The organism is Halomonas sp. PR-M31 (assembly GCF_001039575.1).
Taxonomy (GTDB): Bacteria; Pseudomonadota; Gammaproteobacteria; order Pseudomonadales; family Halomonadaceae; genus Modicisalibacter.
Genome location: NZ_JIBT01000014.1, coordinates 38964 through 52272 on the forward strand (window position 1 = coordinate 38964; position 13309 = coordinate 52272).

Consider the following 13309-nt stretch of genomic DNA (forward strand, 5'->3'; position numbering starts at 1 on the left):
TCGATGATCGTATCTTCCGTGACGCTGAACTGCCGCAGGTTGATCGACTGACGAGGATGCGGGTCACTTACTGATCCGAATCTTAAACGTTCGGTGCTTACGTAGCAGCTTAGCAGCATACGCTGCTCAAGAGACTATTTGCTGTCCTTTGCTACCATTTACATGGGCACGGTAGAAGGGGAATTCAAGCATCTACGCGTAGTGCGAGGATGTAAGACTAACGACGTGGTGTGTCAGTGGTTGCATGGACGCAATCCTAATACCCATTGAAAGCGCCAAATCGTTTGCAACCGTAGAAGTTTGTAAGCCCAAGGCTTGAAAGTGCCCTGTACCGCCACCACATTCAATGTGTTCAATGGAATGTCAAAACGAGTCGACATGCACGAAGAAATGCTCAATGCACACCCCATGGATTGCCCCTATTGCGGCACGGGCTTCGAATTGCTTGTCGACAGCAGCCAGGGAAGCCACACCACTTGGGAGGATTGTCCTCGTTGTTGTGCTCCCATTCAGATCGATGTCGGGGTGTCCGAGATCTCAGGTGAGCTGGAGCATTTGACCCTTGGCCGGGATGACGACGTCATCTGAACGGTTATGTTATCGGCCACCGGTATTCCGATAGGTTGCTACTATGCGTTCTATTGGGGGAATCAAATTGGCAAATGTTGAGATGGCCCCTAATCTATATACCGAATTTACTTGAAACGATCAGTATGATCACAAGGAGACATGCATGAGTGTATTGGTTGGACGCCAAGCCCCGGATTTTGAAGCTGCTGCTGTTCTAGGCAACGGTGAAATCGTAGAGAATTTCAAGCTGTCCGACAGCAACGGCAAGCTGCGCGTGCTATTTTTCTGGCCGCTGGATTTCACTTTCGTATGCCCCTCCGAAATTATTGCCCATGACAACCGTCTGGCAAAATTCAAAGAGCTAGGGGTCGAAGTGATCGGTGCCTCCATTGATTCCCAGTTTTCTCACTATGCATGGCGCAAGACTTCTCCGGACGCGGGTGGTATTGGTGAAGTCGGCTTTCCGATCGTCGCCGACGTCAAGCATGAGATCGTTCAGGCCTATGGCATCGAGCATCCGGAAGCAGGTGTCGCACTGCGCGCTTCTTTCCTGATCGACGAAGACGGTGTCGTTCAGCATCAGACCGTCAACAACCTGCCGTTAGGTCGCAATGTCGATGAAATGCTGCGCATGGTCAAAGCGCTGCAGCACCACCAGAAGCATGGCGAAGTCTGCCCTGCAGGTTGGGATGAGGGTCAGGAAGGCATGAAGGATAACGCGGAAGGTGTCGCCAAGTATTTGGGCACCCACTCCACGCAGCTATAAGCGTTTTAGCGTATCGGGGCGGCCTCAGGGTCGCCCTTTTTGTTAGTACGGCACTTTTACGACGCTTGATGAGAAGCAAGAGGTCTTTACATGAGCGAGACTCGTCACGAACGCTTGATCATTCTGGGGTCAGGGCCTGCCGGCTACAGTGCTGCGGTTTATGCGGCGCGGGCCAACTTGAAGCCTCTGCTGATTACCGGTATTCAAACCGGTGGACAGCTGACCACCACCACCGATGTGGACAACTGGCCCGGCGACGATGCCGGGGTGCAAGGGCCTGAACTCATGGAGCGTATGCGTCGGCACGCAGAGCGTTTCAACACTGAGGTGCTGTTCGATCACGTTCACGAAGTGGAGTTGCGTCAGCGGCCTTTTACGCTCAAAGGTGACAACGCCACCTATACCTGTGATGCCTTGATAATCGCCACTGGTGCCACTGCTCGCTATTTGGGGCTGCCCTCGGAACAGCAGTTTATGGGCCAGGGCGTATCTGCTTGCGCCACCTGTGATGGATTCTTCTATCGCAATCAGGAGGTCGTGGTAATAGGCGGTGGCAATACCGCTGTGGAAGAGGCACTGTATCTATCCAATATTGCCGCCAAGGTCACCCTGGTACATCGTCGGGATAGTTTGCGCGGTGAAAAGATCCTGCAGGACAAGCTGTTTGAGAAGGTCGATGAGGGCAATATCCGGATCGAGTGGAATCATACCCTTGATGAGGTGCTGGGCGACGGTTCCGGTGTGATCGGGGTGCGCCTCAAATCCACCCAGGATGGCAGCACAAAAGAGCTATCGGTTCCTGGGGTATTCATTGCCATCGGGCATACGCCCAATACGGGTATTTTCGAGGGCCAATTGGACATGGCAAACGGCTATATCAGGGTCAAGTCCGGGCTTGAGGGCAACGCTACCGCTACCAGCGTGCCCGGGGTGTTTGCTGCAGGTGACGTCATGGACCATGTCTATCGTCAGGCGATTACCTCCGCCGGTAGCGGTTGTATGGCGGCATTGGACGTTGAGCGTTACCTTGATGGCATCGACTGACGCCATTGACTGGGCGAGACGAGTGAGTATCGCCTCGAGCCCGGCACAATCTTTCAATAGTGGGGCGGCTTTTCGTATTCTTCTGAAAAGCCGTTTTCTTCCGGATCCATGCTCTTGAGCCACTGATGTTGATTGCGCAAATGTGTCTGCATCAGATTGTTGAGTCGCTCTAGCTGCGCGAGTCGTTGCTCCTGTGCTGACACTGCTCGATCAAGAGTATCCAGCCAATATTCCTGATGGGCTATTCGGCTCTCTATTGCTTCAAAACGCCGTTCCAGGCGGGCAAGCGTAGTTTCGTCCGTCATGCTAGAATCCTTGCGCTGTGGGTCGCCGGTCATCGCGTCACCTGCATTTTGCCCCATGGATGCAAGCTGGGGCGGTCTTTGTTCATCACAACAAGAGAATCTGAGGTCCATGAATCGTAAGGTTGTAATTCGCTGTAGTCTTGTCAGTCTTCCACTTGCCGCCGTCACTCCTTTGCTGATTGCCTTGCTTATTTTATTGTTTGACGCATCCACCGCCGATGCACTAAGGCAGGTGCTGGCATCGAATGGTGCCACGTTGGTTTATATAGCAACCGCATTAGCAATATTCATCGCTTTGTTGATCGCCACGCTTCTCATGCATGCGTTGACCCCTAAGCTTGTCAATCTGGCGGACGTCGAGAATGATGATCGCGAGATCGGTGAGGTCAAATGGTTCAACGTCAACAAGGGGTATGGCTTCATTACGCGTGAAGACGGCGGCGATGTCTTCGTGCATTTTCGTGCCATTCGCGGCAAGGGGCATCGCACTCTGGCCGAAGGTCAGAAAGTGCGTTATCACGTGGTGCAAAACGAGCGCGGACTGCAAGCAGACGATGTCACCGTGATCACCTGATCCTACAGCCTTGAGCTGTTATGAGCAGCCGTGAGCCGTTATAAGCAGCCTTGAGCCGTTATAAACAGCCTTGAGCCGTTATAAACAGCCCTTTGACGTTGTCCTTTTCCACCTACCACAGTATCAAGTCGTTTCATGTTGCCGGGGCATTCGGTAATGCATCGCTATCTCGATTGGCCTCGGCTTCGATGAAAACGCGCTTGACCCTTTCATGCTTGCTTTTAATCGTTCGATCCAGCTGAGCAATGACGGCTTCAATGCGTTCCGCCTGCGTGCCTCGAGCAAAGCGCACGCTCAAGATGACCAGGATGTAATCGGGCCCCATGTGCATGGTCAGTACTTCGTTGACCTTTTCCACGTCTTGAGGGGCATCCGCTAGGCGCCGAATATCGTCTACCACGGTACGATTGGCGCTTTCTCCAATCAGTAGACCCTTGGTTTCAATGGCAAGCCAGATAGCCGTTCCTCCCAGGATCAACCCGATGATGATTGATGCGATGCCATCGAAGACCGGATTCTGAGTCCATTGACTCAGCGCCACGCCCGCCAGCGCCACGATAAGACCTAGCAACGCAGCGGAATCTTCGAAAACCACCACGAACATCGAAGGATCCTTGGCTCGTTTCACCGCCTCGACATAGCCCCACTTGCCTTTGGTCTTGCGAAAACTGTTGAGCGCGAAGGCCCAGGACGCGCCTTCGAACAGGATGCCAAGGCCCAGTACGATGTAATTGATCAGCGGCGATTCCATCTCGGTGGGATGCAGGACATGGATTATGCCCTCGTAGATTGAGACACCGGCGCCCACGGCGAAGATCATCAAAGCCACCACGAAACTCCAGAAATACACCTCCTTGCCATGGCCAAAAGGATACGCAGGACTGGGTGGTCGCTTGGCCCGGTGCATGCCTAACAGCAAAAGCCCTTGGTTGCCGGTGTCCACCACGGAGTGGACGCCTTCGGATAGCATGGCGGAGCTGCCGGTGAAGGCAGCAGCGATGAACTTAGTAACCGCGATGGCGAAATTGCCTGCAAGCGCAGCATAAATGACGGCTTTGGATTCCTGGGCCATGGATGATTACGTCCTTGTTCTAAGAAGAGTTGGTAGTTGTTCGATAGAGGTATGGGGTTACTGACCGGAGTCAGGCCAATGCAGCGCTTCTTCGCTACTATCGGGGCGTATCTGCCAGAAACGATCCGGATCGTCCCCGGGCTGCCAGCCGCCTAGTGAGCAGCGCACCTCGCAATTCAGCCACTCGACCGCTTCCCGGGCGCAGTCCACGTCTCGTGGCCAGGGGGTGACCGGGCTGTCGAACCAGAGGCTTGCATAGCCGTCCGCGGCATTTTCGATCAGCAGGACAGGAATGCTTTCCTCAGCCTGATGGCCGTGGCTACGCCACTTTCGTTTACCGGCAGGCGTGAGGGGGGACGCGTTTAGTCGTTCACTCAGCCAGGCATCAAGGCGCTTGATATCCGCTTTGGCCAGATAGATTTCAATGTCGGGATAACGCTCCATGACGGACCTCAGGTGAGCAGGCGCTTGATGATCGCCTCATAGACCCGACTCAGCGTGTCCAGGTCGGCGGCGCGTACGCGTTCGTTGATTTTGTGAATGGTCGCGTTAAGCGGCCCAAGCTCGACGATCTGACAGCCGAGCGTTGCGATGAAGCGTCCATCCGAAGTGCCACCGGAGGTTGAAAGCGCAGGTCTTGATCCGGTGATCTCCTCGACGCCACCGATGGCCGCCTCGATCAAGGCACCTTCTTCCGTGAGAAAGGGCTCACCGTTCAAGGTCCAGTCAAGGCGGTAATCGAGGCCATGGGCATCCAGAATTGCTTCAGCGCGTTCCCGTAGCGTTTGATCCGTGACTTCCGTGGAGTAGCGAAAATTGAACACCACCTCCAGCTCGCCAGGGATCACGTTGGTGGCGCCGGTGCCGGCGCGGACGTTGGATATCTGAAAGCTGGTGGCGGGAAAGAAGGCATTGCCGCTGTCCCAATGCTCATTGCACAGCGCGTTCAGGGCGGGAGCGGCTTCATGGATAGGGTTGCGCGCCAGGTGCGGATAGGCGACATGCCCCTGAATGCCATGTACATGCAGCACACCGCCCAAAGAACCGCGACGACCGTTCTTGATGATATCGCCCAACCGCTCGCTGGAGGAGGGCTCGCCCACGATGCAGTAATCCAGGCGCTCGTGAGTCTCCCGCAAATGCTCGACCACCGCCCGGGTGCCGTCCTGGGCCGGGCCTTCCTCGTCGGAGGTGATCAGAAAGGCGATTTTGCCCGGATGATCCGGATAGGCGGTCACGAAACGCTCCACCGCGGTAATCATCGCCGCGAGACTTCCCTTCATGTCCGCCGCGCCTCGACCGCACAGCATGCCGTCGTCATCGATGCAGGGCTCGAAAGGGGGATATTGCCAGTGAACGCTTGGTCCGCTTGGTACCACATCCGTGTGACCCGCAAACGCCAACACCGCTCCATGATGACCCCGCACCGCCCAGAGGTTCTCGACATCACCGAAAGGCAGGCGCTCGATACGAAAACCCAGGCGTACCAGGCGTTCGATCATTACGGCCTGGCAGCCCGCATCATCCGGAGTGACCGAAGGGCGGCGCATCAGCTCGATGGCAAGAGCAAGAGTGGGCGAGAGGGCTGTAGCAGCCAGGGCGGTATCCGACGAGGGCATGTAGAGTCCTGAAAAGAAATGAAACGGCGCTCGCAAAACGAGCGCCATCAATCAATTATGCGCGTGCAGCGCTTCGTTCAAGGCGATGGCGCTCTTGTTGGTCAGACATTCGATGCGTCCGCTGACCGAGTTGCGGCGCAGCAACATATCATCCTGGTTTGCCAGATCACGAGCACTGACGGTCTTTACCTCCTGGCCTTCCTCGTCAAGCAGCGCGATCTTGGCGCCGGAAGTAATATAAAGCCCCGCTTCGACGGTGCAGCGATTCCCCAGCGGAATACCAATACCGGCATTGGCACCGATCAAGCAGCCTTCGCCGACCTTAATCACGATATTGCCGCCCCCGGAAAGGGTGCCCATGGTGGAGCCGCCGCCGCCTAGGTCCGAGCCCTTACCCACGACCACGCCGGCGGAGATGCGACCTTCGATCATTCCTGGCCCTTCGCGCCGGCATTGAAGTTGACGAAGCCTTCGTGCATGACCGTGGTGCCTTCACCCAGGTAGGCGCCCAGGCGCACCCGAGCGGTATCGGCGATACGTACGCCTGCCGGCACCACGTAATCCGTCATTTTGGGGAACTTGTCGACGCAATCCACGGATAGCGGCCGGCCTTCCAAGCGTGCTCTGAGACGACGTGCCGGCAGTTCTTCGATATCGATGGGACCTTCGTTGGTCCAGGCGATGTTACGCAGTACGCCGAACATGCCGCTAAGGTCGATAGCGTGAGGCTTGACCAGGCGATGGGAAAGCAGATGCAGCTTGAGATACACCTCCGGTACGCTCTCCGGCGCCTGATCGGACTCGAGGAAGACAGCCACCAGCGGTCGCTGACTGGCGCCAAGCGCCTCGGCAAGCTCCGCTTGTTCGGTATTTCCCGCTGTCTCGAAGGCTTGGGCAAGCTCAGCGCAATGCTCCGGTAGAAAGCTGACCACGGCATTGCCGCTCGAGGCATTCAGCGCCTTGCGGGCAGTAGCGACCAGGGCATCCTCGGGTTCGAACAGCGGTGCTGGATAGTAGACCTCCAGCCAATCCCCTTGGGTGTTCTGGCTACCGATTCCGAGAGCGAAGCTCAGCATAAAAGTCTCCTGAATAAAGAAATCGAATCAATGGGGCAGTTCAGCATACTCATCACGCTTGAAGCCGACGACTACCCGATCGCCGGTATCGAGCAGCGGGCGCTTGAGCAGGGTCGGGTTCGCTAGCATCAATGAACGCGCGCTGTCGACACTGTCCTTGGCGGCCTGCTGTTCGCTGGGATCAAGGCTATGCCAGGTGGTGCTGCGGGTGTTCAATAACGTCGCGAGACCTACCTGACCGATGAGATGCTCGAGCAACGTCTTGTCGAGCCCATGCTCACGCAGATCGTGATAATGGTAGGGCGTTTCTTGGGCATCGAGTGTCTTGCGCGCTTGCGGCAGGTATCACAGGTCTTGATCCCGTAAAGCGTGATCATTTTGAGAGATCTCTCCAGGGGCGTGTTCAATAGTGTTCTTCGATGAAACGACGAATGCGCCGGGCGGCTTCCAGCGTCGTGTCCGGATCGGCTACCAGGGCCATGCGTACTCGCCCATTGCCTGGATTGCCCTGCGAACTCTCCCGGGACATATAACGCCCTGGCAGCACCGTTACGTGCTGCTGCGAATAAAGTTCTCGCGCAAAGGTTTCATCGTCTCCATCCGGCACTGCCGGCCATAGATAGAAGCTGGCCTGAGGCGAGGGGAAGTCCAGCACCGGTGCAAGGCATTCCACTACCGCCGCGAAGGTCTGTCGATAAATCTCGCGGTTGGCCTGTACGTGGGCTTCGTCACCCCAGGCCACCGTCGAGGCCTGCTGCACCTGTAGTGACATGGCGCAGCCGTGGTAGGTGCGATAGCGGGCGAAAGGGGCGATCAATGCCTCGTCGCCGGCCACAAAGCCTGAACGCAATCCAGGTAGGTTGGAGCGCTTGGACAGGGAGTGAAAGACGATGCAGCGGCGGTAGTCGTGACGGCCCAAGGCAGCGCAGGCCTCGAGTAGCCCAGGAGGAGGCGCGGACTCATCGAGGTAGAGCTCTGAATAGCACTCATCCGAGGCGACGATGAAATCGTGCTCATCCGCCAAAGCGATCAGCCGCTTGAAGTCTTCAAGGGGTGTCACTGCACCGGTAGGATTGCCCGGAGAGCACACGAACACCAGCTGCACCTCGCGCCAGGCCGCCGCCGGCACCGCCTCAAGATCCGGCAGAAAGCCCTTGTCGGCACGGCAATCCAGATACAACGGCTGGCCGCCGGCAAGCAGCGTGGCGCCTTCATAGATCTGATAGAACGGGTTGGGCACGGCGACCCGGGCCGGGCGTGAACGATCCAGCGCCGCCTGGACGAAGGCGAAGATCGCCTCCCGGGTACCATTGACCGGCAGCACCTGGCGCTGAGGATCGAGACTCTGCGGCGCAAGGTTGAAACGCCTGGTCGCCCAGTCGGCGATCGTTGCGCGCAGCTCGGGTAAGCCAAGGGTACTCGGATAGCGGGCGACTGCGCCAACGTGGTGATTCAGACTCTCGAGCACGCTGGTGGGCGGCGCGTGCTGGGGCTCGCCAATCGATAGCGGGATGTGTGTGAGATCCGCCGGTGGAGTCACGCCGGCCATAAGCGCCTTGAGACGCTCGAAAGGGTAGGGCTTGAGAGCGTCGAGTTCCGGGTTCATGGCGAGTCAGATCCAGTTGTGCCCCTTAAAAGCGGCATGGGGATTTTGTAAGGCACCTGATTATAGGGAAGCGGCGAAGGCGCCACAAATCACGAGCCCGTGGTCGAGGCGCCGGATCGGTTTACACGTCCAGCATTTCGCACAGACGTTCGCGCAGACGGGTCTGGTGAGCCTGGTCCGTGAGTGGCGCGCCGCAGCGATCGGTAATGAAGAACACATCCTCCACTCGCTCGCCCAGGGTGGCGATCTTGGCGGCGGAAAGAGCGATCTCCTGTTCCATGAAGATGCGTCCGACTCGGGCCAGCAACCCGGGGCGGTCCGGGGCAATCAGCTCGAGTACGGTGCGTTCGTTGGCCGGGTCTTGCTCGATCAATACTCGAGTGGGCACTCGGAAATGCTTGAGCTGGCGCGGCGTGTGGCGACTGACGATTTGGGGATAGTCGTCCGGGTCGTCGAGCTCTTCCACCAGATGGCGACGGATCTCTTCGAGCCGAAAAGCGTCGCGGATCGGCTCATCCTGATCGTCCAGCACGATGAAGGTATTGAGCGTCCAATCGCTGCTCGAGGTGGCGATACGCGCATCGTGAATCGATAGATCCAGTTGATCGATGGCTGCGGCGCTAGCGGCGAACAGATCGTTCACCGAACGCGTATGGATGAAGACCTTAGTGCCGCCCTCGCTCGAGTCTTCCGCCGGCGCGCTGATCATGATCAACGGCAGCGGGCAGTCGCCATGTTCGAGAATGCCCTGGGTCTGCCATACGATTTCGCTTGCCTGATACTGCAGGAAATAGTCATCCCCAAGAGTGTTCCAGAGGCACTCGATGTGCGCTACGTCGCTGCCCAGGGTGCGCAGCAGTGCCAGCGCCTCGGCCCGGGTTTCGGCGATCCAGTCATCGCGATCGATGGGGTTTTCAAGCCCTCGCCGCAGAGCGCGCTTGGTTTCGCCATACAGCTGGCGCAACAGTGTGGCGCGCCAGCCGTTCCATAAGGTGGGGTTGGTCGCGTTGATATCCGCGACGGTGAGCACGTAGAGATAGTCCAGGCGCATCTCTTCACCGATTAGTTCGGCAAATTCGCGAATCACGTCCGGGTCGCTGATGTCGCGCTTCTGAGCGGTCATCGACATCAGGAGATGTTGCTCGATCAGCCAGACGACCAGGCGCGTATCCCGGGCTGACAAGTCGTGACGCTGGCAGAACTCCTCCGCATCCCGGGCACCAAGCAGGGAGTGATTGCCGCCACGGCCCTTGCCGATATCATGGTAGAGCCCAGCGATCCAGAGAAGCTCCAGCTTGGGGAGCTGTTGGATCAGTGTTGCGGCAACCGGGAATGCCTCACGACTATCGGGATTACGAAAATGCTGCACGAACTTCAACAGGCGCAGAGTGTGGGCGTCCACCGTATAGATATGAAACAGATCGTGCTGCATCAATCCCACGGCCTGGCCGAACTCGGGTAGATACTTGCCAAGCACGCCGTAGCGATTCATGCGTCTTAGCTGGCGCGATACGTTGCCATCGCTGCGCAGCAGTTCCATGAACAGACGCTGATGACGGACATCGTCCCGAAAAGTGTCGTCGATCTGGTGGCGGTGATCGCGAATCAAACGAATGGTCTGGGCGCGCACGCCTTCGATCCGGGGATGCTGAGCCATCAGCAGGAAAAGCTCGAGCAGGGCGGCGGGACGGCGATGGAACACCCGGTCGTCTCGGGCTTGAATATAGCCCCCTTTGATCTCGAAGCGCGAATTGAGCGGTTCGGTCTCGAGGGTTTCGTCAGCCCGTAGAATGACCTCGTCAAAGTGTTGCAGCAACATGTCATTGAGCCCTGCCAGCGCCGTGACATGACGATAATAGCGCTTCATGAACTGCTCTACCGCCAGGCGCTGCGGCGTGTCCTGAAAGCCGAACAGCTTTGCGATGGCGCGCTGATGATCGAACAGCAAGCGATCCTCGGCACGACCTGTCAGCATGTGCAGCGCGTAGCGCACCTGCCACAGGAAGGCCTGCCCCTGGCTGAGAATGCGCAGCTCCGCATCGTTCATGAACCCCTGGGCCACTACGTCCTCGTAGCGCAATAGACAGAAATGACGCTTGGCGACCCAGCCGATCATCTGGATGTCGCGCAGGCCCCCGGGCGAGCTCTTGATATTAGGTTCGAGCTGGTACTCAGAGTTGTTGTGCCGGCGATGCCGCGCTATCTGCTCCTGCCATTTGGCCTCGAAAAAACGATGAGACGGCCACATGTTGCAAGAAGACAGTTGTTCGCGCATGGCCTCGCGAAGCCGGTCGGGGCCGGCCAGAGTGCGGGTCTCGATCAGGTTGGTGATGACCGTAACGTCCGCTTCGGCTTCGCGCTGGCAATCTGCAAGCGAGCGCACGCTATGACCGATCTCGAGACCGATATCCCACAGGAAGGTAATGAACGCGCTTAAGGCTTCCCGGTAGGGCGTGTCATCGTCTCGTTCCAGTAGCACCATGAGATCGATGTCGGAATGCGGGTGCAACTCGCCGCGCCCGTAGCCACCCACGGCAAGCAGTGCGATACCGTCATCGGGCCAGGTGTGACGAGTCCAGGCGAGCTCGAGCAGACGATCGAGACACCAGGCGCGGCCATGCACCAGATCCCGGATGTCGGCACCATCATGAAAACGGGCATCGAGCCGGCGTTGAATGAGGTTCAGCGCCTGCTTGAACAGCACTACCGGCGGAGAGCCTGTCGCCAGTTCCCGGCGCAAGTCGCCAGTGTCGAAAAGCGTCTCGTCCGGCTCGAAGCGGTAGTGATGAAGGAGCATGTCAGTTCGCAAGAAAGCTTAAATCTTCTTCGCCCCGGGGCGTCAGTATGTCGACCCCGGTGGCGGTAACCAGCAAGGTGTGCTCCCACTGGGCGGAAAGACTCTTGTCCCGGGTCACCGCGGTCCAGCCATCGCGAAGCACCTTGGTGCGGTAGCCGCCGGCATTGATCATCGGTTCGATGGTGAAGCACATGCCCTCGGCCAGGGCGATATCCGCTTCCGGCGCGTAGCCGTCATAGTGCAGCACCTGGGGCTCTTCGTGGAATACCGCCCCCAGGCCGTGGCCACAGAAATCACGCACTACCGAGTAGCCGTTGGCCTCGGCATGCTGCTGAATTGGCTTGGCAAGGTCGGACAGTCGGGCGCCGGGGCGTACCGCAACGATGCTTTTGTAAAGGCACTCCTGAGTGATACGGCATAGCCGCTCGCCCTGAGTATTCTCGCCGATGATGAACATCTTGCTGGTATCGCCGTGATAGCCGTCTGCGGTTTTGACGGTGATATCGATATTCATGATATCGCCGTTCTTTAGTTTCTTGGCGTTATCCGGAATGCCATGACACACCACATGATTGATCGAGGTGCAGATCGACTTGGGAAAACCGTGATAGTTGAGCGGGGCAGGAGTCGAACCCAGCTCGTCAACGATGTATTCGTAGCATAGACGGTCCAGCTCGCCGGTGCTGACGCCGAGCTGGACGTAGGGCGTGATCATCTCGAGAACGGAGGCTGCCTGACGACCAGCCTCCCGCATTTTATCGATCTCAGAGGACGTTTTGATGGGAATGTTCATGGGGTCTCGATTCGGGAAATGGCAGGCCGGCCGGACGCGATCAGCAGCTAGCCGAAAGGCGGCAACGGCTTCATCTTGGCACCATTATATGGTATAAAGCCGCGCGCTTTACTGCAATCCGATGTATCTGCGTTCGCGTTTGTAAGATCGGATGTGGTCAAGAGTCAATGAGCTTAAATGCCTTGAAAACACACATGCACCGTCACATGGTCCCGGGTGCTGCGTAGTCGCTGTCGTTGCTTTTCATTGCAGCCGCCAGGATGCGCGGTCGGATCCATGGGGTGCGTGGAGGCCTAACCCGTCATATCAGGAGTCACCCATGGCACAAGTCAGTATGCGCGATCTGCTCAAGGCAGGCGCCCACTTCGGTCACCAGACCAAGTATTGGAATCCCAAGATGAGCAAGTACATCTTCGGTGCCCGCAACAAGATTCATATCATTAACCTCGAGCACACCCTGCCGGCTCTCAATGAGGCGGTGTCCGTGGTCGAGAAGATGGCCGCTTCCAACAACAAGATCATGTTCGTCGGCACCAAGCGCGCCGCCAGCAAGATCATCAAGGAAGAAGCCAACCGGGTCGGTCAGCCTTTTGTCAATCATCGCTGGCTGGGCGGTATGTTGACCAACTACAAGACCATTCGTCAGTCGATCAAGCGTCTGCGCGAGCTCGAGACCATGCGCGAAGACGGTACCTTCGAGAAGCTGACCAAGAAAGAAGTACTGATGGCGACCCGAGAGCAGGACAAGCTCGAGCGCTCCATCGGCGGCATCAAGAACATGGGCGGTCTACCGGATGCGCTGTTCGTGATCGACGTCGATCATGAGCGTATTGCCATCAATGAAGCCAACAAGCTGGGCATCCCGGTCATCGGCACGGTGGATACCAACTCCGATCCGGACGGCGTCGATTACGTTATTCCCGGTAACGATGACTCCATCCGCGCGATCCAGATCTATGTCAAAGCCATCGCCGATGCCTGCGCTAAGTCGAAGGAAGGCCATTCCGACGAATTCGTTGAAGTGACCGAGAACGACGACGCCGTCGCCGAGTAACGCAGCTTGCCGGCTCGACGATTAGTTTCGTCG

The 13309-nt window shown here is 57.6% G+C and carries 13 protein-coding genes and 1 pseudogene; 5 read left to right on the forward strand and 9 right to left on the reverse strand.

The features are described 5' to 3' along the window. The first annotated feature begins 378 nt into the window (after positions 1 to 378). The 3 genes from CH74_RS04860 to trxB all read left to right on the forward strand — a co-directional run bounded on the left by CH74_RS04860 (position 379) and on the right by trxB (position 2380). Positions 379 to 588 carry a CPXCG motif-containing cysteine-rich protein gene (locus tag CH74_RS04860; RefSeq protein WP_048306339.1) on the forward strand — a complete coding sequence of 70 codons (210 nt, stop codon included), beginning with the start codon at positions 379 to 381 and terminating at the stop codon, positions 586 to 588. 145 nt (positions 589 to 733) lie between these two features. Beyond that, positions 734 to 1336: a peroxiredoxin gene (locus CH74_RS04865; protein WP_048306340.1), complete on the forward strand. Its 603-nt coding sequence runs from the start codon at positions 734 to 736 to the stop codon at positions 1334 to 1336. A 90-nt stretch (positions 1337 to 1426) separates the two neighbouring features. Next, a complete protein-coding gene (gene trxB, locus CH74_RS04870) occupies positions 1427 to 2380 on the forward strand; it encodes a thioredoxin-disulfide reductase (protein WP_048306341.1) in 954 nt (317 codons plus the stop codon). A gap of 53 nt (positions 2381 to 2433) precedes the next feature. On the opposite strand, the gene CH74_RS04875 is transcribed toward trxB, so the two are convergent. Continuing rightward, entirely contained in the window at positions 2434 to 2685 is a 252-nt protein-coding gene (locus tag CH74_RS04875) for a SlyX family protein (protein ID WP_048306342.1), read from the reverse strand. Positions 2686 to 2794: 109 nt separating this feature from the next. Between CH74_RS04875 and CH74_RS19790 the strand changes: the two genes are divergently transcribed. After that, positions 2795 to 3259 carry a cold-shock protein gene (locus CH74_RS19790; RefSeq protein ID WP_048306343.1) on the forward strand — a complete coding sequence of 155 codons (465 nt, stop codon included), beginning with the start codon at positions 2795 to 2797 and terminating at the stop codon, positions 3257 to 3259. 133 nt (positions 3260 to 3392) lie between these two features. Here the strand turns inward: CH74_RS19790 and CH74_RS04885 are convergent, their stop codons facing one another. From CH74_RS04885 to map, 8 genes and pseudogenes are all read right to left on the reverse strand, one after another. Continuing rightward, positions 3393 to 4331, reverse strand: coding sequence for a cation diffusion facilitator family transporter (locus tag CH74_RS04885; RefSeq protein ID WP_048306344.1), 939 nt, complete (start codon positions 4329 to 4331; stop codon positions 3393 to 3395). A gap of 57 nt (positions 4332 to 4388) precedes the next feature. After that, positions 4389 to 4775 carry a hypothetical protein gene (locus CH74_RS04890; protein ID WP_048306345.1) on the reverse strand — a complete coding sequence of 129 codons (387 nt, stop codon included), beginning with the start codon at positions 4773 to 4775 and terminating at the stop codon, positions 4389 to 4391. An 8-nt stretch (positions 4776 to 4783) separates the two neighbouring features. Continuing rightward, positions 4784 to 5950: a succinyl-diaminopimelate desuccinylase gene (gene dapE / locus CH74_RS04895; protein WP_048306347.1), complete on the reverse strand. Its 1167-nt coding sequence runs from the start codon at positions 5948 to 5950 to the stop codon at positions 4784 to 4786. Between the two features lie 51 nt (positions 5951 to 6001). Continuing rightward, positions 6002 to 7026: pseudogene (gene dapD / locus CH74_RS04900) on the reverse strand (2,3,4,5-tetrahydropyridine-2,6-dicarboxylate N-succinyltransferase). A 27-nt stretch (positions 7027 to 7053) separates the two neighbouring features. Then, positions 7054 to 7284 carry an ArsC/Spx/MgsR family protein gene (locus CH74_RS04905; protein WP_367379092.1) on the reverse strand — a complete coding sequence of 77 codons (231 nt, stop codon included), beginning with the start codon at positions 7282 to 7284 and terminating at the stop codon, positions 7054 to 7056. A 145-nt stretch (positions 7285 to 7429) separates the two neighbouring features. Then, positions 7430 to 8632 (reverse strand): succinyldiaminopimelate transaminase, encoded by a 1203-nt coding sequence (dapC, locus tag CH74_RS04910; protein ID WP_048306348.1) that lies wholly within the window; start codon positions 8630 to 8632, stop codon positions 7430 to 7432. A gap of 121 nt (positions 8633 to 8753) precedes the next feature. After that, complete coding sequence (locus tag CH74_RS04915) at positions 8754 to 11429, reverse strand: [protein-PII] uridylyltransferase (RefSeq protein WP_048306349.1); 2676 nt, start codon at positions 11427 to 11429, stop codon at positions 8754 to 8756. A 1-nt stretch (position 11430) separates the two neighbouring features. Further along, a complete protein-coding gene (gene map / locus CH74_RS04920) occupies positions 11431 to 12222 on the reverse strand; it encodes a type I methionyl aminopeptidase (protein ID WP_048306351.1) in 792 nt (263 codons plus the stop codon). A 319-nt stretch (positions 12223 to 12541) separates the two neighbouring features. On the opposite strand from map, the gene rpsB reads away from it, so the two are divergent. Then, positions 12542 to 13276, forward strand: a complete 735-nt coding sequence (rpsB, locus tag CH74_RS04925; RefSeq protein ID WP_048306353.1) for a 30S ribosomal protein S2 — start codon at positions 12542 to 12544, stop codon at positions 13274 to 13276. Positions 13277 to 13309 lie beyond the last annotated feature (33 nt).

Coding starts and splice junctions, on each gene's coding strand:
- CH74_RS04860 (WP_048306339.1), top strand. CDS start 379: ATGCACGAAGAAATGCTCAATGCACACCCCATGGATTGCCCCTATTGC.
- CH74_RS04865 (WP_048306340.1), top strand. CDS start 734: ATGAGTGTATTGGTTGGACGCCAAGCCCCGGATTTTGAAGCTGCTGCT.
- trxB (WP_048306341.1), top strand. CDS start 1,427: ATGAGCGAGACTCGTCACGAACGCTTGATCATTCTGGGGTCAGGGCCT.
- CH74_RS04875 (WP_048306342.1), bottom strand. CDS start 2,685: ATGACGGACGAAACTACGCTTGCCCGCCTGGAACGGCGTTTTGAAGCA.
- CH74_RS19790 (WP_048306343.1), top strand. CDS start 2,795: ATGAATCGTAAGGTTGTAATTCGCTGTAGTCTTGTCAGTCTTCCACTT.
- CH74_RS04885 (WP_048306344.1), bottom strand. CDS start 4,331: ATGGCCCAGGAATCCAAAGCCGTCATTTATGCTGCGCTTGCAGGCAAT.
- CH74_RS04890 (WP_048306345.1), bottom strand. CDS start 4,775: ATGGAGCGTTATCCCGACATTGAAATCTATCTGGCCAAAGCGGATATC.
- dapE (WP_048306347.1), bottom strand. CDS start 5,950: ATGCCCTCGTCGGATACCGCCCTGGCTGCTACAGCCCTCTCGCCCACT.
- dapC (WP_048306348.1), bottom strand. CDS start 8,632: ATGAACCCGGAACTCGACGCTCTCAAGCCCTACCCTTTCGAGCGTCTC.
- CH74_RS04915 (WP_048306349.1), bottom strand. CDS start 11,429: ATGCTCCTTCATCACTACCGCTTCGAGCCGGACGAGACGCTTTTCGAC.
- map (WP_048306351.1), bottom strand. CDS start 12,222: ATGAACATTCCCATCAAAACGTCCTCTGAGATCGATAAAATGCGGGAG.
- rpsB (WP_048306353.1), top strand. CDS start 12,542: ATGGCACAAGTCAGTATGCGCGATCTGCTCAAGGCAGGCGCCCACTTC.